Below are 20,809 nucleotides of genomic sequence, written 5' to 3'. Positions count from 1 at the left end.
ATAATATTTCATGAAAATCATTTCCTCGATCGAAGAGCTACGCGACCAATTGCGCGGCCAACTGCGCACCGCATTCGTGCCGACCATGGGCAACCTGCATGAGGGCCACCTGTCGCTGATGCGCCTGGCCAAGAAGCATGGCGACCCGATTGTCGCTTCCATCTTCGTGAACCGTCTGCAGTTCGGCCCCAACGAAGATTTCGACAAATACCCGCGCACCTTCGCCGCCGACGTCGAGAAGCTGGAGAAGGAAGGCGTCTATGTTCTCTTCGCCCCGACCGAAAAAGACTTGTATCCGGAGCCGCAGGAATTCCGCGTGCGGCCGCCCGACGATCTCGGCAACACGCTGGAAGGCGAATTCCGCCCTGGCTTCTTTACCGGCGTGACGACCGTGGTGCTGAAACTGTTTTCCTGCGTACAGCCAAGAGTGGCGGTGTTCGGCAAGAAAGATTACCAACAGCTGATGATCGTCCGCAACATGGCCAAGCAGTTCGCCCTGCCGACCGAAATCATCGCCGCCGAAACCTGGCGCGCCGACGACGGCCTGGCCCTGTCCTCGCGCAATATGTATCTGTCGGCCGACGAACGGGCAGAAGCGCCGACCCTGTTCAAGACGCTCAACCAGGTCGCCGAAGAAGTGCGTGCCGGCCATCTGAATATCTTCGAACTGGAGAAAGAAGCGATGGCGCAACTCGGCAGCCGCGGCTGGAAGCCGGACTACATCTCGATCCGCAAGCGCTGCGACCTCCAGGCGCCGGCCGCCGGCGACCTGGCGCAAGGCGAAAAGCTGGTGGTGCTGGCCGCCGCCAAGCTCGGCACTACGCGCCTGATCGACAATCTGGAGATATAAGCTGCGCCTTTCCGCCTACCGACGGACGCAGATGCTGGCTGCAGCGACGGCCTTCTGCCTAGCCAGTATGGCGGCCCCGCTTGCCGCCCTGGCCGCAGCCGTCACGGTGCAAGACGATGCGCAGCATGCGGTCACCCTGCCACAGCCTGCCCATCGCATCGTCAGCCTGGCGCCGCACGCCACCGAACTGCTGTTCGCCGCCGGCGCCGGCGCTGACGTTGTGGGCGTCAGCGACTACAGCGACTATCCGCCGGCCGCCGCCAAGCTGCCCTCGGTCGGCAGCAGCAGCGCGCTGGATATCGAGCGCATCGTCAGCCTCAAACCGGATCTGGTGGTGGCCTGGAGCAGCGGCAATTCCGCCAGCCAGCTTGCCAGCTTGCGCGCGCTCGGCATTCCGGTATTTGAAAGCGAACCGCGCCAGCTCGAAGCAATCGCATCTTCACTGCAACGGCTGGGACAGCTGGCCGGCGTTCCGGACCAGGGTGCAGCTGCAGCCCGGGATTTCAGCGCCCGGCTGGCGCAGCTGACGGCAACGTATCAGCAACGGCCGCCGGTGCGGGTGTTTTACCAGATCTGGCAAAAACCTTTGATGACCCTCAACGGCAAGCACATGGTATCCAGCGTGATCCGCCTGTGCGGCGGGGAAAACATATTCGGCCAGCTGCCGCAACTGGCGCCCGTCGTCAGCACCGAAGCTGTGCTGAGCGCCAATCCGGAAGTCATCTTTTCTGCCGACGGCGGCAATGCCCCGGATACCGGCTGGCGCCGCTTTCCCAAGCTGGCGGCGGTAGCCGGCAACAATCTTTTTACGCTGACGCCGAACTGGATGAGCCGGCCCGGCCCGCGCATACTCGACGGCGCCGCCGAGCTGTGCCAGAAACTGGACCTGGCACGCAGCCACCGCCACTGACAGCAACTTGCTTTCGCAAAAATCTTGCGGAGATTCAGACTGATACCGCAGCCGTATCTGCCAGCGGCATGAACATGCGCTGCCTGCCGTTATCCACCACTTCAAACCGGCAACCGAAGGCCGCCTGCAGCAGTTCAGGCTGCAGCACCTTGTCGACGCTGCCCTGCCAGGTCTGACCATCCCCCAGCAACAGCACATGGCTGGCGTAGCGCGCCACCAGGTTGATGTCGTGGCAGGCGGCGATCACCGCCTTTTTCCGCGGCGGCGCATTTGCTACCTTATGCAGCAATTCCATCACCACAATTTGTGCCGCCGCGTCCTGATGCGCGGTCGGCTCATCCAGCATCAGCAGCAGCGGATCCTGCGTCAGCAGCGTCGCCAGCGCCACCCGCTGCCGTTCTCCGCCGGACAAACGCATCACGTCGTGTTCGCTGAAGCTGGCCATCCTGACCTGCTGCAAGGCTTGCATGGCCTGGGCGCGGTCTTCCTCGCGATCCCAGCCGAAGCCGAACTGGTAGGGATGACGGCCGGCGATCACCGCCGCCAGCACGCTGCTGGAAAAAGCATCAGCCTGTTGCTGCGCCAGCAAGCCGCGCAGACGCGCAAGCTGTTGCGGCTGGATGCGGTCGATGCGCTTGCCCTGGATCGCCACGCGGCCGCCGGCCGGCCGCGCCAGGCCCGCCAGCGTATGCAGCAGCGTGGTTTTACCGATGCCATTGCGGCCCAGCACGCACCAGAACTGGCCAGGCATCACTTGCCAGTCCAGCTGCTTGCACAAAATTCTATGATCTACACTGACGCTCAACTGTTCGACAGCAAGCAACGGTGCGCTGAATTCGTTCATGAATGCGTCCTCATGCGCGGCTGCGCGACAGCAGCCAGAGGAACACCGGCACGCCGACCAGGGCGGTAATCACGCCTACCGGCAACTGCGTCGGCGCCACCACCGTACGTGCAGCCAGATCGGCCAGCGCCAGCGCGGCGCCGCCGGCCAGCACGCTGGCCGGCAGCAGGATGCGCTGGTCGTTGCCGACCAGCAGGCGGACCGCATGCGGCACCACCAGCCCGATAAAGCCGATCGTACCGGCAACCGTCACCGCGGCGGCGGTCGCCAGCGACGCTGCCGCCAAGGTCATCCAGCGCAAGCGCAACACAGGCACGCCGAGCAGCTGGGCAAAACCCTCGCCGCGCGCCAGCAGATTGAGCTGCTGCGCCTTGAACACGCTCCACAGCAAAAGCAGCAGCAACAGCAAGGCCGCCGGCAGCAGCAGGCGGCCGTCTTCGAGGTCGCCCATCAGCCAGAACAGCATGCCACGCAGCTGCGCGTCGGGCGCCAGGGTCAGCACCAGCGTCACGATCGCGCCAAAGCCGGCGGCGATCATCACGCCCGTAAGAATCAGGCGATGGCCGCTGTGCTGGGCCACGCTGGGCAGGCGCCGCAAAGCCTGGCGCGCCAGGCCGAACAAGAGCAATACCGCCAGCCCCGCGCCGAGGGCAGCGCCGACGGCGGCGGCAGTATCGCCCATGAAACCGAAATGACTGGCCGCCAGCAGGGCCGTCAAGGCGCCGGCGGCGGAACCGCCGGACAAACCCAGTACATATGGATCGGCCAGGGGATTGCGCAGCAACACTTGCATCAAAGCCCCGGCCAGCGCCAGCAGGCCGCCGACGATGAAAGCCGTCAGCGCGCGCGGCAGGCGCAAGGAAAAATAAATCTGATCGGCCACCAATGGGCGCCCACAGCCGCTGCTGCCGCACAACACCGCGAGCGACAACGCCAACCCTGCGACTGCCGTCAGGCAGCACAGGATCAGGATGGCGCGGCGCAGTGTTGTAATGCTAGTCAATGGCGAACTCTATGTAGGGTGGGCAGAACCTGCCCACGCGTGAAGCCTGATTCCCGAAGGACCTTTTATATGCGTAGATAACGCGTGGGCACGCTGTGCCCACCCTACCTTATTGCTGCCAATTTACACCAACAAACAGGCCACGTGATGGCTGGTTGTAACCATAAGCGGTCTGATAGTCTCGGTTGAACAGGTTTTCGATACGGCCATACACCGAAGTCTGTTTAGTCAGCTGATAACGCACATTGGCGTTGGTCAGCCAGTACGGCGCCAGCTGCGGGTTGCCGGGAATGTCGGTGCGGCTGTCGGTGTACTGCACATCCGTGCCGATACGCCAGGCACCGAAACTCTTCGCTGCACCGAAGGAACCGAGCGTCTTGGCGCGCCGCACCAGGGTCTTGCCGGTCGATTCATCTTTCGGATTCTGCAGCGTCAGGCTGGCGCGCCAGTCGATTTCCGCCAGCGTCGCGCTGGCGCTCAGTTCCAGCCCCTGGTTCTTGGCGCGGGCGATATTGATGGTCTGGAAGGTCACGGGATCGTAGCCGAACTGGTCGCGCGTGCGGGTATCGAACAAGGTGGCGCGCAACAAGGTAGCGCCGGCGGCGTACTGCACGCCCAGTTCATAGGATTTGGAACGCTCGGCCTTGAGGTTGGTGTTGCCGTACAGCGGGTCATACAGCTGCACCGGCGTCGGCGCGTTGAATGCAGTCGAGGCATTGGCGATCAGCTTGACGCTGTCGGTCAGCGCATAGCCGTAGCCGAGGTAGCCGGTATTGTCCGAACCGGAACCGCCGACATCGTCGTGGCGCAGGTTGAGTTGCAGCTGATGCGGACCGATCTTGCCAAGTGCGCCGGCATACACGCTGGAAGTCGAGCGCGAATAGCTGTTGCTGGAATTGCCGTAACTGCTGTTCGAGTCGACGTCTGCCTTTTCGCGGCCGGCGTCAACCCCGGCAGTTGCAGTCCACATTGGCGACAAGCGCAATTCATTGGCCCACTGCAGCAAGTTCTGCGTGCTCTTGTAGCCATTGCTGCTGTTGCCGAACTGCGTCAGGTCGTCGAGGTTGTCGCGGTTGACGATTTGCGACAGCGTCAGCGTCGAGGTCCAGTCCTGGGTGAAATTGTTCTTGGAGTAGACGGCGAAAGACTGGCTCTTGGAATGGCCCCGGTTCTGGTCGGTCGGCGTGCCGTAAGCATCGTCAAAGGTGTACTTGGCGTCGTTGGCATAGATGCGCGCGCCGATTTCATTGCCCTTGCTCCATTCCTGCGATACCGATCCCGAGATGCTGGTGTTGCCGTCGCCGTTGCGGTCCGGATTGACGTTCGGGCTTTGCTGCGGGTTCTGCGCCGAAAAGCCGTCGGTCTTGAAACGGGTCAGAGCCAGGGCGTAACGGGTATCGCCGCTCTTGCCGCTGACGCCGACATTGCCTTGATAAGTGCCGCGCGAACCGGCTTCGACCGACGCATTGAAGGCCGGGGCGCCATTGCCACGCTTAGTGAAAATCTGCACCACGCCGCCGATGGCGCCGGAACCGTAGATCGCCGAGACGTTGCCGCGCACGATTTCAATATGGTCGATCTGCTCAGGCAGGATATTTTCCAAGGCCGGCAAGCCGTAGGAAGCCTGGCGGCGGATCGGCACGCCATCGATCAGGATCAGGGTTTCCGAGGTATTGGCGCCGCGCATGAACAGCGAGGCCTGCTGTCCGGGGCCGCCAACGCGCGTAATCTGGATGCCGGCCTGGCGCTCCAGCAAGGCCGGCAAATCAGGCGCCTGCGAATTGCGGATGTCTTCCGCGCTGATCACGGTAGTGTGCGGCAAGGCATCGGTTTGCGGCTGTTCGACGCGGGCGGCGGTCACCACCACCGGCACCAGGCTCTGCTCCTGGACGGTTTGAGCGACAGCAGAGCCAACGCTGCAGGAAAGAATGGCGGCAGCCAGCGCGAGCGGCTTCAGGGTCGCGCCGGAGCGGCGTGATAAAGATAAGGTCATGTTTGGATACGATAAGAGTCCCCGGCCTGCTTCCCCGCAAGCCCGGTTGCAACAGTCGCCAGGCAAGGGCGTGGCACAAACGTGACCCCGCCGCTACCTCGCTCCCCCTGATCTGGCCGGTATCCGGGCTAACAAGTCGGGGCGCATAACCTTCCCATGTAAAACCGCTACACAGTGGCATGAGATGCGCTCTGCCGCCTGTCGCATCCTGTTGGACAGGGACTGGCGGCGCTTGTTTACCGTTGCGGGGGCAGCACACGTTGGCTGGCGGCTGGAGGCCGCCTGGCGCCGTGTTTCCCGTTTAACTGCGGACATGGACATGTCCGCGTGCACCAAAACCCCGCCATTGTAAGGCCGGCGCGGCCTGGCGGCAATTGCCGCGGTCTAAAGTGTGGTTAAACTGATGTCAGGTTGGCGTTGCCGCGATACAGGGCAGCCACCATGTCGGACTGGGTCACCATGCCGACCAGCCGGTTTTCATCGTCGACAATCGGGATATGGTGGATGCCGGAATCGGACAGCGGCTGCACCAGCTCGACGATATGCATGGCCGACGCCGCGCTCTTCACTGCCGCAGTCATGATCTGCCCCACCACTTCCGGCTTGTCCGAATGCATACCGGTGCTGCGCCGCAGGAACTGCTTCAGGCGCTGGTCGACGCCGGCATACAGCTGTAAATCCACCTGGCGCATGAAATCGGTCTGGGTGACGATGCCGACCAGGCGCCGTGCCTGGTTGATGACCGGCAGCGCCTTGATCCTGTGCTTCAGCAGCAAGGCCCAGGCATCTTCCAGCGAGGTGCCATACTCGACGCTGACCACATCGCGCGACATGATGTCGGCACAGGTGATGGCGCCGAAGCGGCGCCGGTAGGCGTGCATTTCGGTTTGCAGGATCAGGCTTTCCAGATCGTCGCGGCTGACATCCAGCACCTGGTTGTATTGCTGCAGTACGTAGTCCAGGTCTTCCTGCGTGAAGCCGACCCGGGCGCCGCTGGGCCGGTCGACGGTCTTGTGCAGCTTGGCCGGATCCTGATGAGCGCTGTGCGGATAGCGGCGCTTGGTGGCGTTGTTGAACAGCAGCGCCACCAGCAGCAGCAGGAATGAATTCAGCAATACCGGCGTCAAGATGTAATGGAAGCCCAGGCCGGTCACCGCCGGCCCGCCCAGCACCGCCGTCAGCGCCACCGCGCCGCTGGGCGGATGCAAGCAGCGCAAGGCAAACATGGCGCCGATCGCCAGCGACACCGCCAGCGCCGGCGCAAACACAGGGTCGTGGACCCAGCGCGCGCAGGCCACGCCGATCACGGCTGCCACCAGATTGCCGCCGATGATGGACCAGGGCTGCGCCAGCGGACTGGCCGGCGCGCCGAACAGCAGCACCGCAGAAGCGCCCATAGGGGCGATCAGCAGCGGCAAGGGAGCACCCGGGCCGAGCACCCAGTGGCTCACCAGCCCTGTCAGCAAAATCCCCAGCAAGGCGCCGCAACAGGCACGCAGGCGTTCGGTGGCATTGACCGCCACGGGAGCGGGAATAAAGCCGCGCAACCACAAGCCCAAGGAATTCATCTTCTTTGCTTTCGATTTTCTTGACGAGGGTTCAGCCACCGTAGGCGTAGCTGAACTTATTGTTGACGATGCGTCCCATCACGCGCGAGCGCTGGTCCAGTCCGACATGGTCCTTCGCACTCATGTTGACCACCCCTTGCGGAATCGTCAGGTCATGCGTGTTTTCCAGTGCGGTACGCAGAGCGGCGCGGAACTGCTTGCTGCCAGGCTGCCCCGCTTGCAGCGCCTGCGGCAGCGCATTGGCGATCAGCATGTAGGCGCCCCAGGCATCGGCGGCGAACTGCGTCATGGTGCCAGCGCCATAGACGGCTTCATAACGGCTGGTGAAATCCAGCGCAGTCTTCCGGACCGGATTGGACAGCGGCAGCTGCCTGGCCACCACGGCCGGGCCGGTCGGAAAGAAAGTGCCTTCGACATCCTTGCCGCCGACCTTCAGGAAATCGGCGGTGGCGATGCCATGGGTCTGGTAGATCCGCCCCTTGTAGCCGCGTTCGACCAGGGTCTTTTGCGGCAGCACCGCCGGCGTCGCCGACGCCGCGATCAACACCGCATCCGGCTGCGCCGCCATGATCTTCAGAATCTGGCCGGTGACGCTGCTGTCGTTGCGGTTATAGCGTTCGCTGGCGACCACCTTGATCTTGCGCAGCTCGGCCAGATGCGAAAACTCGCGCCACCAGCTATCGCCGTAGGCATCGGCAAAGCCGATGAAGCCGACCGTTTTAATCCCGTTAGCGGCCATGTGCTGGGTCAGGATGGTAGCCATGTGCGTATCGTTCTGCGGCAGCTTGAAGGCCCAGGCCCGTTTGGCATCCTGCGGTTCGACGATAGAGGCCGAAGCCGCCAGCGCCAGCATCGGCGTGCCGGACTCGGCCACCACATCCAGCAGCGCCAGCGCCGCCGGCGTGGTATTCGGGCCGACGATCAGGTCGACCTTTTCTTCGCTGATCAGCTTGTGCGCATTGCGCACCGCGTTGGTGGGATCGGATGCGTCGTCCAGGATGATGTACTCGACCTTTTGCCCGGCGATCTCTTTCGGCCATAACAGGATGGCGTTTCTGGTCGGTGCGCCGATGGCGGCTGCCGGGCCGGTGACGGCGATGTCGACGCCGATCCGGATCTGCGCTGCGGCTGGTCCGCAGACTGCCAGCATGGCGATGGGGGCGAGGCAGCTGCGCATGAGTTTTTTCATTGAATAGCGATCCTGACGGCGACGGCAATGGTTACTAGTACGTTTCCACAAGGACAGGATTTTACTGGAATGTCACGAACAGCACTCGCCACCGGCATGCGGATTTCCAGCTGATGGAGGGATGTTAATCAATAAAACTGCGTCAATCATTAACCCAAAGCAAGTAATTGATTATCAGGGATCGTTGCAACAGTCCTTGATTTTTCCGATAATTCGTATGATGATATGGTCACATTACGATAAAAATATGCAGGCGGACGAGACACCATGTTCAATAAACTGAATGCCAACCGCACTTCCCTGAGCGACACCGTGGCCCAGGAATTGCTGAAAAAGATACAAACCGGCGAGTTCGGCCCTGGCGCGAAATTGCCAACCGAGCCGGCGCTGTCGGAACAGTTCGGCGTCAGCCGCACTGTGGTGCGCGAGGCGATTTCCCGCTTGAAGAATGAAGGCGCGGTCGAACCGCGCCAGGGCAGCGGCGTGTATGTCAGCGAGCAGGGCCATCTGCGGCCGCTGCGCATCCAGTTCGACCAGGCCTCCTCGGCCGACGCGGTGCTGCAGATCGTCGAGCTGCGCCGCGCCATCGATGCCGAAGTGGCGGCACTGGCCGCCACCCGCCGCACGCCGCGTCAGCTGAAAGCGATCGAAAGCGCGCTCAAAGGCATTGAAGCCGACGTCAATGCCGGCGGCGACGGTGTGCTGGCCGATGTGATGTTCCATCGCAGCATCGCCGAAGCCACCGGCAATCCGTTTCTGTTGCAGACGCTGGCTTTCCTCAGCCAGTACCTGGAAGCCGCCACCGCCGTCACCCGCAGCAATGAAGCGCGGCGCGACGATTTCATGCGCCAGGTGTATGAGGAACACGCCGCCATTGCTGCCGCCATCGCCGCCGGCGACGCGCTGGCGGCGCGCAATGCCGCGCAAAACCACATGTTCAACGCGGCGCGCCGCCTTTCCCAAGGCGCAGTGATAGCCAAGACAGCGCCGCAAACCAAAGCCAAGAGCACTTCCAAAACCCGTTAATCAGGACCAGAAAATGACTATCAATGTAGGTGTTATCGGCCTCGGCGCCATGGGCCTGGGCGTGGCCCGTTCTTTGCTGCGCGCCGGCTTGCGCACGCATGCTTGCGATGTGCGGCCGGAAGTATTGCAGCAGTTCTCCAGCGAAGGCGGCATCGTCTGCAGCACGCCGGCTGAACTGGGTGCGTTGTGCGAGGTGGTGATCACGGTGGTGGTCAACGCCGCGCAAACCGAACAGGTGCTGTTCGGCGAGCAAGGCGCGGCAGCGGCGATGCGGCCCGGCAGCCTGGTGATCGCCAGCGCCACGGTGGCGCCGGAATATGCGGTCACGCTGGGTGAACGGCTGGCCGCGCTGCAGCTGCTGTTTCTGGATGCGCCGCTTTCCGGCGGCGCTGCGCGTGCCGCTTCCGGTGAAATGACCATGATGACGTCCGGCCCCGCCGCCGCTTACGCCAAGGGCGAAGCGGTGCTGGCGGCGATCGCCGGCAAGGTGTACCGGCTGGGTGACGCCCACGGCGTCGGTTCCAAGGTCAAGATCATCAACCAGCTGCTGGCCGGCGTGCACATCGCCGCTGCCGCCGAAGCGATGGCGCTGGGCCTGCGCGAAGGCGTCGATGCCGATGCGCTGTACGAAGTCATCACCAACAGCGCCGGCAATTCCTGGATGTTCGAGAACCGCGTGCCGCACATCCTGAAAGCCGATTACACGCCGCTCTCGGCAGTCGACATTTTCGTCAAGGACCTGGGACTGGTGCTGGATACGGCGCGCGCCAGCAAATTCCCGCTGCCATTGTCGGCAGCGGCCCATCAGATGTTCATGATGGCATCGACCGCCGGCCATGGCGGCGAAGACGATTCCGCCGTGATCAAGATCTTCCCCGGCATTGATTTGCCAGGCAAACAGCCGACAGCGCAGGAGTAAGGCATGCCGCTGCAATCCAATACCACATCACCCCCTCTGCTCGGCTGCATCGCCGATGACTTCACCGGCGCCACCGATCTCGCCAACATGCTGGTGCGCGAAGGCATGCGCACCGTGCAGACCATCGGCGTGCCGGCGACGGCGCCGCAGGATGTCGACGCCATCGTCGTGGCGCTGAAGTCGCGCACGGTCCCGGCTGTCGAAGCGGTGGCGGATTCACTGGCCGCATTGGACTGGCTGCAACAGCAGGGATGCCGCCAGTTCTTCTTCAAATACTGTTCTACTTTCGATTCCACCGCCAAGGGCAATATCGGCCCCGTGACCGACGCCCTGCTGCAGGCCTTGGGCAGCGATTTCACCATCGCCTGCCCGGTGTTCCCGGAAACCGGACGCACCCTGTATCGCGGCCACCTGTTCATCCAGGACCAGCTGCTGAACGAATCGGGCATGCAGAATCATCCGCTGACGCCGATGACCGACGCCAACCTGGTGCGCGTGCTGCAGCAGCAGACGCCGTCCAAGGTCGGGCTGATCGCTTATCCGGCGGTAGCTCTGGGTAGCGAGAAGATCCATGCGGAAATCGCCGGTCTGCGCAAGCAGGGGGTACGGATGGCGATCGTCGATGCGCTGGAAAACCAAGACCTGTACGCCATCGGCGCCGCCTGTGCGGAGTTGCCGCTGGTGACGGGCGGTTCAGGCATTGCACTCGGCCTGCCGGCCAATTTCGTCAAGGCCGGCCTGCTGCAGCCTGGTGCAAAAGCCAGTACATTGCCCAGCGTCGAAGGCTGGTCGGTGGTGCTGGCCGGCAGCGCATCGAAGGCGACCAATGCACAGGTCGCCGCATGGATGGAAAAGCGCCCGGCGTTCCGCCTCGATCCGCTTGCGCTGGCGCGTGGCGAACCGGTGGTGGCGCAAGCCCTGGCTTTCGCGGAGAAACATCTCACGCAACAGCCGCTGCTGATCTACGCAACCACCACGCCGGAACAGGTCAGGCAAGTGCAGGCCGAGCTCGGCGTCGAACGGGCCGGCCAGCTGATCGAACAGGCGCTGGCCGACATCGCGGTCGCCTTGCAAGCCAGCGGCGTGCGACGCTTCGTGATTGCCGGCGGCGAGACTTCTGGCGCAGTGGTCAAGGCGCTTGGCGTGCAGGCGCTGCGCATAGGCGCGCAAATCGATCCCGGGGTGCCGGCGACAGCATCGATAGCCGCCGACGGCTCCCCGGCGCTGGCGCTGGCCCTGAAGTCCGGTAATTTCGGCAGCGTGGATTTCTTTGAAAAAGCGCTGCGCCAGCTGGGGGAAACACGTCTATGAACACGGCATTGAAAGAACAGGCGCTGCGCGCCGAAATCTGCGAAACCGGCGCCAGCCTGTATCAGCGCGGTTACACCGTCGGCAGCGCCGGCAATATCAGCGCCCGGCTGGACGATGGCTGGTTGATCACGCCCACCGACGCCTGCCTCGGTCGCCTGACGCCGGCGCAGATCGCCAAGGTCGACCTGAGCGGCAAATGGGTCAATGGCGACAAGCCGTCGAAGACGCTGGCGCTGCATCGCGCGGTGTACGACAACAACCCGCAGGCGCAAGCGGTGGTGCATACCCATTCGACCCACCTGGTGGCGTTGTCGCTGGCCGGCGTCTGGCACGAGCAGTGCGTGCTGCCGCCAATCACACCGTATCAGGTGATGAAGGTCGGACAGATTCCCTTGCTTCCTTACTGCCGTCCTGGCGATCCGCAAGTGGCGCAGCAAGTGAAGTCGCTGGCGACTTCGGTGCGCGGCGTCCTGCTGGAACGGCTGGGGCCGGTGCTGTGGCATGAAAGCGTTTCGCAGGCGGCGTTCGCGCTGGAGGAACTGGAAGAAACCGCGCGGCTCTGGCTGCTCCTGGAAAACAAACCGGAGCCGCTCAGCGCCGCGGCCCTGGACGAGCTGTATCGGGTATTTGGCGCACGCTGGTAAGTTTCAGACAATAGAAACATCCGCATTCTAAAAAATCACATTGGTGGAGACAAGATGTCCGTAACGATCAACAAGCAGGCCATGCCGGCCAGCGCCAGCCTGCCGGCTGAGCAGGCAGAAAACCTGTACAAGAAAGTATTCTGGCGCTTCGTGCCATTCATCATGCTGTGCTACGTGGTGGCCTATCTGGACCGCGTCAACGTCGGCTTCGCCAAGCTGCAGATGTCGCAAGACCTGGGCTTCAGCGAAACCATCTTCGGCCTCGGCGCCGGCATTTTCTTCCTCGGCTACTTCCTGTTCGAACTGCCCAGCAACCTGATCATGAACCGGGTCGGCGCCAAGCTGTGGATCGCCCGCATCATGATTACCTGGGGCCTGCTGTCGGCCTGCTTCGCCTGGGTGCAGACGCCGACCCAGTTCTATCTCCTGCGCTTCCTGCTGGGCGTGGCGGAAGCCGGCTTTTATCCCGGCATCATCCTCTACCTGACCTACTGGTTTCCCTCGCACCGGCGCGCCAAGGTAGTGGCCACCTTCATGGCGGCGATACCGATCTCCGGCATTTTCGGCAACCCGCTGTCGGGCTGGATCATGCAGGCTTTCCATGGCGCCAGCGGCTGGCATGGCTGGCAATGGATGTTCATGATCGAAGCGGTGCCGGCCGTGCTGGTGGGCATCGCCGTGTTCTTCGTGATGGACAACAGCATCCGCAAGGCCAAGTGGCTGACGGAGTCAGAGAAGGATTTCCTGGAAGCGGAAATCCGCGCCGACCAGAAGGACAAGCACAGCCCTAAAACGACCGCGGCCGTGTTCAAGGACATCCGCATCTGGCATATGTGCCTGATCTATTTCTGCATCGTCATGGGCCAGTACGGCCTGACATTCTGGCTGCCGACGCTGGTCAAGGCTTCCGGCGTGGTGGGCGATTTCAAGATCGGACTGATCAGCGCGATTCCCTTCCTCTGCGCGGTATTCGCCATGATCCTGATCGGCCGCCGCTCCGACCGCACGCGGGAACGGCGCTGGCATCTGATCGTGCCGGCCCTGCTGGGCGCGGTCGGCTTCGTCGTCTCGGCGCTGGCCGCCGACAATACCGTGATCGCGATTGCTTTCCTGTCGCTGGCGGCCATGGGCGTGCTGACCTGTTCACCGCTGTTCTGGTCGCTGCCGACCGCTTTCCTGTCCGGCACCGGCGCCGCCGCCGGCATTGCGGTGATCAATTCGGTTGGCAACCTGGCCGGCTTCGTCAGTCCTTTCCTGGTCGGCTGGCTGAAAGACACCACGCATAACAACGAAACCGGCATGTTCATGCTGGCCGGGATGCTGGTGATCGGCGCCATTGCGATCCTGAAGACACCGCCTAAAATGGTCAATCGATAACGCTTATTTTCCAAGAAAATTCCAGGAGTCCGCAATGCCACGTTTCGCCGCCAACCTAAGCATGATGTACAACGAACATGCTTTCCTCGACCGCTTCGCCGCCGCCGCCAAAGATGGCTTCAAGGGTGTCGAGTTCCTGTTCCCCTACGAGCATGCCGCCGCTGAACTGCAGGCAAGACTGCAGGACAACGGCCTGAGCCAGGCGCTGTTCAACGCGCCGCCCGGCGACTGGGCGGGCGGCGAACGCGGTCTGGCCTCCTTGCCCGGACGCGAAGATGAATTCAAACGCAGCGTCGCCACCGGCCTGGAATATGCGCAAGCGCTGGGCAACCGCAAACTGCACGTGATGGCCGGCCTGATCCAGCCGCAGCAGGACCGCGCCCGCCACCGTACCGTCTACCTGGAAAACCTGGCCTATGCCGCGGCCCAGGCCGCCGTGCATGGCGTCACCATCGTCATCGAACCGATCAATACGCGCGACATTCCCGGCTTCTTCCTGAATCGCCAGGATGAGGCGCAGGCGATCTGCGCCGAGGTCGGCGCCGCCAACCTGCAAGTGCAGTTCGACTTGTATCACTGCCAGATCGTCGAAGGCGACCTGGCGGTCAAGCTCAAGCGCGACATGTTGCGCCCGCAGGCCGGCATCGGCCATATCCAGATTGCCGGCGTGCCGGAACGGCATGAGCCAGATAGCGGCGAGATCAATTATCCCTATCTGTTCGAGCTGATCGACACGCTCGGCTACAAGGGCTGGGTCGGCTGCGAATACCGGCCGCGCGGCGCCACTTCTGCCGGCCTGGGCTGGCTCAAGCCCTGGCTGTAAATACACACATGAGACAAACACGATTGAATAAAGGAACATCATGCAAGTAGTCATCACCGGCGGCGCCGGCTTCCTCGGCCAGCGCCTGGCGCGCAGCCTGCTCAAGCAAGGCAGCCTGCCGGACCGCAGCGGCCAGTTGCAAACCATCAGCAAGATCGTCCTGGTCGACGTGGTCGCCGCCAGCGGCTTCGACGACAGCCGCATCGAACAAGTCACCGGCGACATCATCGACAGCGCCCTGCTGGAACGGGTGATCACCAGCCAGGCCGCGGCGGTCTTCCACCTGGCGGCGATTGTCAGCGGCCAGGCGGAAGCAGACTTCGATCTCGGCATGCGCATCAACCTGGATGCCGCGCGGCTGCTGCTGGAACGCTGCCGCACCTGCGGCCATGTGCCGCGCGTGATCTTCACCAGCTCGGTGGCGGTATTCGGCGGCGTCCTGCCGCCTGTGGTGCAAGATCACACCGCGCTCAATCCGCAATCGTCCTACGGCGCGCAAAAAGCCATCGCAGAACTGCTGCTCAACGATTACAGCCGCAAAGGCTTCGTCGATGGCCGCGTGCTGCGCCTGCCAACCATCAGCGTGCGTCCCGGCAAACCCAACCAGGCCGCCTCCTCTTTCGCCAGCGGCATCATCCGCGAGCCGCTGAATGGGCAGCCGGCGGTCTGCCCGGTGGCGCCGGATGTGCGCCTGTGGCTGCTGTCGCCGCGCAAGGTGATCGCCTGCCTGATCCACGGCTATGCGCTGCCGGCCGATATCCTGGGCAAAAGCCGGACCATCAACCTGCCGGGGATCTCAGTCACCGTCGCTGAAATGGTGGCAGCGCTGGAACGCGTCGCCGGCAAGGAAGTCGCCGCGCGCATTGAATGGAAGCATGACCCCGCCATAGACCGCATCATTTCTAGCTGGCCGGGAGCCTGGGACGCCAGCCGCGCGCTCGACCTCGGCTTCGCCGGCGACGGCAACTTCGACGAGGTGGTGCGCGCCTATATCGAAGACGATTTGCCGGTAGCCTGAGCGACAGCGGCTAGCGGCATGGCCGCAGCCGGTTGCACGATGTCTTTTTGACATGTAGGGATTCAACCTGCTCATGCCCTAGGCAGGGCGGCGGTACGGTAAGATTGTCACTTTATGACTTTTGCCAAGCCGACATGAAGACCAGCTCTTTCCAGCACCTAGTCCGCTTGCTATCGGCCTCGCTGCTGCTGCTTTGCCTGCTGCTGGCAAACGGCGCTCCGGCTCGGGCGGCCGCAGCCGCTGCCAGCGCCGAGACTGCAGCCAGCACCGCAGCCAGTGCGCCGGCCGCTTCGGCTAGCGCACCATCGCCGCTGGACTCGCTGTCCAAGGTGCTGCAAAGCAGTCCCGGCACCGGCACTCTGGTCGCCACACTGATCCAGGCCGAGCAGCAGAACAGCAAGGCCTCTCCCGAGCAAAAGGGCTTCATCGGCCTGATTTCCAATAGCCTCGACGCTTTCCAGGCGCATCTGCACCAGGTCATCACGCCGGAAAAATTCTGGAACCGACAGTTTTCACTGGCCTGGCAAGATCTGTCGACCATCCTGCAACGCCAGGAATCGGAAACCGGATGGCAGGCGCTTGCAGGCTTTTTCGAAATGCTAGCCTTGTTCGGCGCGGTCGCGATCGCCTTGCACTATATCGGCAAGCGGGTGCAACGGCATTTCAATGTCGATACGACGCTGTCGTCCGATCCCAGCATGAAGGAATTGCTGCTGTATATATGGCGTCACATCGCGCCGCTGCTGCTGGCGCTGGTGGTGGAAATCTCGGTAACCATCAGCCTGGATGCTGCGCACGGACAATCGCTGGGACGGGTCCTGGCCACAGTATTGCTGTACACCCTGGTCGGCGCGCGCCTGTTCCAGGCCATCTGCGCCATCATTTTTTCGCTGTCGCACGGCGGCCATCGCATGGTCGCGGTACATATCCTGTACCAGCGCGGCTTCAACCTGCTGTTTGTGATCGGCTGCGCCGGCTGGCTCGGCGATGCCCTGGACAATCCTCATGTGAACCAGATCATCGGCGTCCACCTGGCCGGCGTAGTGGCGACACTAGCCAGCCTGGTGGCGGCGATACTGGGCGGCGTGTTCGCCCTGCTGTTCCGGCGCCCGGTGGCGCACATTATCCGCAACCGGCCGCTGGCAGTGCGGCGTGACCACCCGGCGCGCATGGAGACGCTGGAAGTGGTCGCCGCCTTCTGGTATGTACCGATACTGTTGTTGAGCATCACCGTCAGCGTCGCCACCATCCTCGATTTGTCGAGCAACAATTCAGCGCTCAATCATGCACTGGCCAGCGCGGCATTATTGATCGCCATGTTTTTCATCAGTGCACTACTGCAACGCATACGCGCCCGCAGGACGACCGCGGGAGCAGGCGCGGCAAGGCGCCAATCGCCTTACATCCTGCGCCTCAGCAACGTCGGCTTCAGCCTGCTGCAACTGGCGTTGTGGATTGGTTTCTTTGAATTGCTGACCAGGATCTGGGAACATTCGCTGCTGGAGTTCGCCAACGCCACCCTGATCGGCCAGATGATCGTCTCGGCGCTGGGCAAGATCGGCCTCACGCTAGTAGTGGCCTGGCTGGTCTGGATCCTGCTCGACACCTTCATCCAGGAATCCATCAATCCGACCCGCAACAGCCGTTATGCGCGCAAGAACCCGAGCACCCGCATGCGCACCATCCTACCCCTGTTGCGCAATGCGCTGATGCTGCTGATCCTGACCATCACGGTGATCACCACGCTGGCCAATCTCGGCATCAACGTCACGCCGCTGCTGGCTTCGGCCGGGGTGGTCGGGCTGGCCTTCGGCTTCGGTTCGCAATCGCTGGTAAAGGACTTGATCACCGGCGTCTTCATCCTGATGGAAGATTCGATGTCGGTCGGCGACTGGGTCGATGTCGGCAACGGCCATGCCGGCACGGTCGAGAACCTGACCATCCGCACCGTGCGCCTGCGCGACAGCAACGGCTCGGTGCACAGCGTGCCGTTTTCGCAGATCACGGCGATCAAGAACGATTCGCGCGAATACACTTATGCCTCGCTCAAGCTGAGCATCACCCACGATTCCGATGTCGACCAGGCGTTGCGCCTGATGCGCGAAACCGGCGCCGAGATGCTGGAAGACCGCCGCCTGCGGCGGCTGCTGCTGCAGCCGATCGAAATCTACGGGGTCAACGGTTTCGACTTGAACGGCGTGGCGCTGCTGGCCGGCATCCGCACCAAGCCGCAGACCCAGAGCGAAGTCATGCGCGGCTTCAACCTGCGCATCAAGAAAAAGGTGGATGACGATCCGAAAGTGCACTTCGCCACCGAATGGGCGAATTTTCCGCTGACTGCGGTGGACGCTTCCAATGCTGCGACGCCGTCCGACTCTCCGCCGCAAGCGCCTGCGGCCCGCGCCTAGGGTGGGCACATCGTGCCCACGCGTTACCTCGAGAAGCGGAGCACAGGCACACGCAATACCGAATTAGACATCCGCACGGAGAGAATTCACGCGTGGGCACGATGTGCCCACCCTACAACAAACTTTATTTGATGCGGCAACTCAGCAGCCAGTAGTACTCCAGCCGCAGGATGCGCAGTTCGCGCGTGATCGGCGACAGCTTCTTGCGCAGGCCGCTGTCGGTCGGGAAGTTCTTCATGACTTCGTAGCGCTCGCCGTTGGGCAAGGTACGGAACTGGTAAGTATTGCCTTCGGCATCGGTGCGGGCGATCGGCGTGCTCTGCTCTTCGACGTAACCGTTGTCTATCATCACCAGCAAGATGTCCTTGCCGAGTTTTTCGCGCAGCTGGGCGATGAAACGGACCTGGTCCTGGCGCCCGACGTGCGACCACCAGAAGCCCAGGAAACAGGCGCTGAACTTGCGGTCCGTCTGAAAGGTATTGATGTCTTGCAATGCAAACGTGGCTTTGCCGGCCGGCAGCTGCTTGGCTTCGGCCAGCGCAATCATTTCCGGATTGATGTCGGTCGCCAGCACCGATTTCGCGGTGGCGGCGATCTGCTCGGTCCAGAAGCCGGTGCCGCATGCCAGTTCCAGCACGTCGTGGCCTTCCATCAGTTCCTGCACCCTGACCTGCAAGGTCAGCAGTTCATCCTGGCGCTCGGGGCGCTGGTAAATCTCTTCATATGTTGCAGCACGTTTGGCGTAATACGCCGCCATATCGGTATTAATCATTTTTTGCTTCCGCTTTCCTGTTCACCGTCTTGCTCACTGTTCTGCTCATTGTTCAATTCCTTCACTTCTACTGTTTCTTTCACTTCTTCAATTCCTGTTTGCGGCATTTCAATCTGCGCCGGCATCGCCGCGGCGCATGCGACCCGGTAACGTTCCGACAAGGCGTCATACAGCGGCGGCGCAAAGAACCGCGAGACCCGGCTGGCGATCAGCGCCGTCGCCATCAGCGAGATCACCAGGGCATGGCCGTTGATCATTTCCATCACGATCACGAAAGCAGTGATCGGCGATTGCGTCACCGCCGCCAGATAGCCCACCATCGCCAGTGCAATCAGCATCTCCAGCGAGGTATTGCCGAACACCTGGTGCAGCAGATTGCCGAAACCGGCGCCGATCGACAAGGACGGCGCGAAAATCCCGCCCGGAATCCCCGGCAGGTAGGACGACACCATCGACGCCATCTTCAGGAACGGATAAAACACCGACAGCTGCTGATGCCCTTCCAGCAAACCCTTGGCCTCGACATAGCCGCTGCCGAAAGTGGCGCCGCCGGCGATGATGCCGATCAGCGCCACCGCCAGGCCGCACAGCGCGCCGAAAGCAATCGGACGGTTGCTGCGCAGATCTTGCAGCCGGGCTGGAATCCAGCGCTTGGTATTGAGCAGCAGCCAGCAAAAAAAACCGCCGGCGATGCCGGTAAGAATCCCGGTCACCAGCACCGCCAGCGCCAGCATGTCAGTCAGCGCGCTGTTGATATGGATGGTGCCGAAATAGGTATAGTTGCCATTCAAGCCCAAGGCTACCGCGCCGGCAAAAATAATCACGGTAATCACCACGCCGCTGGCCCGGTGTTCAAAGCTGCGCGTCAATTCTTCAATCGCAAACACGATCCCGGCCAGCGGCGTATTGAATGCCGCCGACAAGCCGGCCGCGGCCCCCGCCAGGATCAGGCGCCGCTCCAGCGCTGCGCTGGCGCGCGGATACAGGCGTCGCAGATTGAACATCAGCGCCGCGCCGACCTGCACTGTCGGACCTTCGCGGCCGATGGTGAAGCCGCCCAGGATGCCGATGAAGGAGACGCCTATCTTGCCCAGCAACAGCTTGACCGACAGCAGCGACTGGCCGCGCCGGGTGGTGTCTTCTTCCAGCGTGGCGATCACTTGCGGGATGCCGCTGCCCTCGGCACCGGGGAAAAACCGGCGCGTGGCCCATACGCACAGCGCGCCGACCGCCGGCGTGATAAACAGCGGCAGCCAGAAATGCGATTGCTGCATGGAGCGGAACATGCCGAAGCCGACATCCATCAGCCACGCATACAGCACCGCCACCAGGCCGACCAGCACCGCCCCCATCCACAAAATGCCGTATTTACGCCAGGCGCGCCGCACCTGGCGCAGCGTCTGATCGGAAAAACTGGGGGGGAGCGGATTCATTGGAATTGGGCGCAAAGACATGATTATAAATTATCCCTGCGCAATTCCCGCCAAATTGGCCATCCTTACATCGATCAGGCCGGCGCAGGCGCGGCAGGCTGGCCCTGCCGGGAGGTGATAAAAACACAATTTATCGTCTCGATTGGAGGGTGCCGCGCCAGGGAGAATGGCCACCTAGATGTGATAGCTTTTGAGCCAGGCCTTGATGTTTTTGATATCTTCAAACGCCAGCAAGTCATTCTTGAGCGCGTGGATGTTCTGCTGGATGCCCTTGGCCGCGCTTTTCAGATGCCGCATCGCCAGCAGCGGCGACATGGCCTCTTGCAATCCCAGGTTGAAGCGCATCCGGAACTCTGCCTCCAGCCCGGCAATCTCGTCGCGCAGTTCCGCCGACTGTTCCGTCAGCACCCTGCTGTAGTGCTGCAGATGCTGCTCCGACAGCGAATTGATGCGGCTCTGGTCGATCTGCTCGATTTCCAGCTGCAGTTCCAGCAAGCCGAGCAGATCTTTCTTGTCATAGGCGATATTCACCCTTTGCATCAGCGCGGTCTTGCGCGCGTGTTCCAGCGGATCCTGCTCACGGTCGGGATGCAGGGCGCTGGCCAGCTTGCGATAGACTTCGCGCACCGACTGGCTGGCGTTTTGCAATTCTTCCTGCTGCCTGGCTTCCCTGGCCGCGGCCTTGGCCGATTTCCTGCGTTTGCCGGCGCCTTCGCGGCCG

General features: G+C 62.5%; 18 protein-coding genes and 1 riboswitch. Of the genes, 10 read left to right on the top strand and 8 right to left on the bottom strand.

From position 1 onward, the window contains the following. The first annotated feature begins 10 nt into the window (after nt 1–10). Entirely contained in the window at nt 11–850 is an 840-nt protein-coding gene (panC, locus tag VNZ65_RS22810; RefSeq protein WP_325673161.1) for a pantoate--beta-alanine ligase, read from the top strand. 67 nt (nt 851–917) lie between these two features. Beyond that, nucleotides 918–1,760, top strand: a complete 843-nt coding sequence (locus VNZ65_RS22805) for a cobalamin-binding protein (RefSeq protein WP_325673159.1) — start codon at nt 918–920, stop codon at nt 1,758–1,760. Between the two features lie 34 nt (nt 1,761–1,794). Here the strand turns inward: VNZ65_RS22805 and VNZ65_RS22800 are convergent, their stop codons facing one another. The 5 genes from VNZ65_RS22800 to VNZ65_RS22780 form a co-directional block, all read right to left on the bottom strand. Beyond that, a complete protein-coding gene (locus VNZ65_RS22800; protein WP_325673157.1) occupies nt 1,795–2,604 on the bottom strand; it encodes an ABC transporter ATP-binding protein in 810 nt (269 codons plus the stop codon). 10 nt (nt 2,605–2,614) lie between these two features. Further along, nucleotides 2,615–3,607 carry an iron ABC transporter permease gene (locus VNZ65_RS22795; protein WP_325673155.1) on the bottom strand — a complete coding sequence of 331 codons (993 nt, stop codon included), beginning with the start codon at nt 3,605–3,607 and terminating at the stop codon, nt 2,615–2,617. Between the two features lie 109 nt (nt 3,608–3,716). Beyond that, complete coding sequence (locus VNZ65_RS22790; RefSeq protein WP_325673153.1) at nt 3,717–5,600, bottom strand: TonB-dependent receptor plug domain-containing protein; 1,884 nt, start codon at nt 5,598–5,600, stop codon at nt 3,717–3,719. Nucleotides 5,601–5,697: 97 nt separating this feature from the next. Then, a riboswitch (cobalamin riboswitch) is annotated at nt 5,698–5,952 on the bottom strand. Between the two features lie 43 nt (nt 5,953–5,995). Next, complete coding sequence (locus VNZ65_RS22785; protein ID WP_325673151.1) at nt 5,996–7,168, bottom strand: HPP family protein; 1,173 nt, start codon at nt 7,166–7,168, stop codon at nt 5,996–5,998. Between the two features lie 31 nt (nt 7,169–7,199). Then, entirely contained in the window at nt 7,200–8,357 is a 1,158-nt protein-coding gene (locus tag VNZ65_RS22780) for an ABC transporter substrate-binding protein (RefSeq protein WP_325673149.1), read from the bottom strand. 267 nt (nt 8,358–8,624) lie between these two features. On the opposite strand from VNZ65_RS22780, the gene VNZ65_RS22775 reads away from it, so the two are divergent. The 8 genes from VNZ65_RS22775 (at nt 8,625) to VNZ65_RS22740 (ending at nt 17,883) form a co-directional block, all read left to right on the top strand. Next, entirely contained in the window at nt 8,625–9,383 is a 759-nt protein-coding gene (locus VNZ65_RS22775) for a FadR/GntR family transcriptional regulator (protein WP_325673147.1), read from the top strand. Between the two features lie 13 nt (nt 9,384–9,396). Then, on the top strand, nt 9,397–10,302 hold the full coding sequence (gene ltnD, locus VNZ65_RS22770; protein WP_325673145.1) for an L-threonate dehydrogenase: 906 nt from the start codon (nt 9,397–9,399) through the stop codon (nt 10,300–10,302). Between the two features lie 3 nt (nt 10,303–10,305). After that, on the top strand, nt 10,306–11,613 hold the full coding sequence (otnK, locus tag VNZ65_RS22765; RefSeq protein WP_325673143.1) for a 3-oxo-tetronate kinase: 1,308 nt from the start codon (nt 10,306–10,308) through the stop codon (nt 11,611–11,613). Further along, entirely contained in the window at nt 11,610–12,257 is a 648-nt protein-coding gene (locus VNZ65_RS22760) for an aldolase (protein ID WP_325673141.1), read from the top strand. The genes otnK and VNZ65_RS22760 overlap by 4 nt, the downstream gene beginning before the upstream one ends. A gap of 54 nt (nt 12,258–12,311) precedes the next feature. Beyond that, nucleotides 12,312–13,634, top strand: coding sequence for an MFS transporter (locus VNZ65_RS22755; RefSeq protein WP_414649202.1), 1,323 nt, complete (start codon nt 12,312–12,314; stop codon nt 13,632–13,634). A gap of 34 nt (nt 13,635–13,668) precedes the next feature. Beyond that, complete coding sequence (otnI, locus tag VNZ65_RS22750; RefSeq protein WP_325673139.1) at nt 13,669–14,457, top strand: 2-oxo-tetronate isomerase; 789 nt, start codon at nt 13,669–13,671, stop codon at nt 14,455–14,457. 40 nt (nt 14,458–14,497) lie between these two features. Continuing rightward, nucleotides 14,498–15,475, top strand: a complete 978-nt coding sequence (gene denD / locus VNZ65_RS22745; RefSeq protein ID WP_325673137.1) for a D-erythronate dehydrogenase — start codon at nt 14,498–14,500, stop codon at nt 15,473–15,475. A gap of 134 nt (nt 15,476–15,609) precedes the next feature. Beyond that, complete coding sequence (locus VNZ65_RS22740; protein ID WP_325673134.1) at nt 15,610–17,883, top strand: mechanosensitive ion channel family protein; 2,274 nt, start codon at nt 15,610–15,612, stop codon at nt 17,881–17,883. A gap of 124 nt (nt 17,884–18,007) precedes the next feature. On the opposite strand, the gene VNZ65_RS22735 is transcribed toward VNZ65_RS22740, so the two are convergent. The 3 genes from VNZ65_RS22735 to VNZ65_RS22725 all read right to left on the bottom strand — a co-directional run. Next, entirely contained in the window at nt 18,008–18,655 is a 648-nt protein-coding gene (locus VNZ65_RS22735) for a class I SAM-dependent methyltransferase (protein WP_325673132.1), read from the bottom strand. Beyond that, nucleotides 18,652–20,088, bottom strand: a complete 1,437-nt coding sequence (locus VNZ65_RS22730) for a chloride channel protein (protein WP_325673130.1) — start codon at nt 20,086–20,088, stop codon at nt 18,652–18,654. The genes VNZ65_RS22735 and VNZ65_RS22730 overlap by 4 nt, the downstream gene beginning before the upstream one ends. 174 nt (nt 20,089–20,262) lie before the next feature. Then, nucleotides 20,263–20,809 (bottom strand): J domain-containing protein (locus tag VNZ65_RS22725; RefSeq protein WP_325673128.1); only part of this gene is annotated, 547 nt, incomplete at its 5' end.

The sequence above is a fragment of the Collimonas sp. genome (assembly GCF_035566555.1).
GTDB lineage: Bacteria > Pseudomonadota > Gammaproteobacteria > Burkholderiales > Burkholderiaceae_D > Collimonas.
The sequence above is the reverse complement of the archived record's forward strand: the minus strand, read 5'-3'. Positions and strand labels throughout refer to the sequence as shown.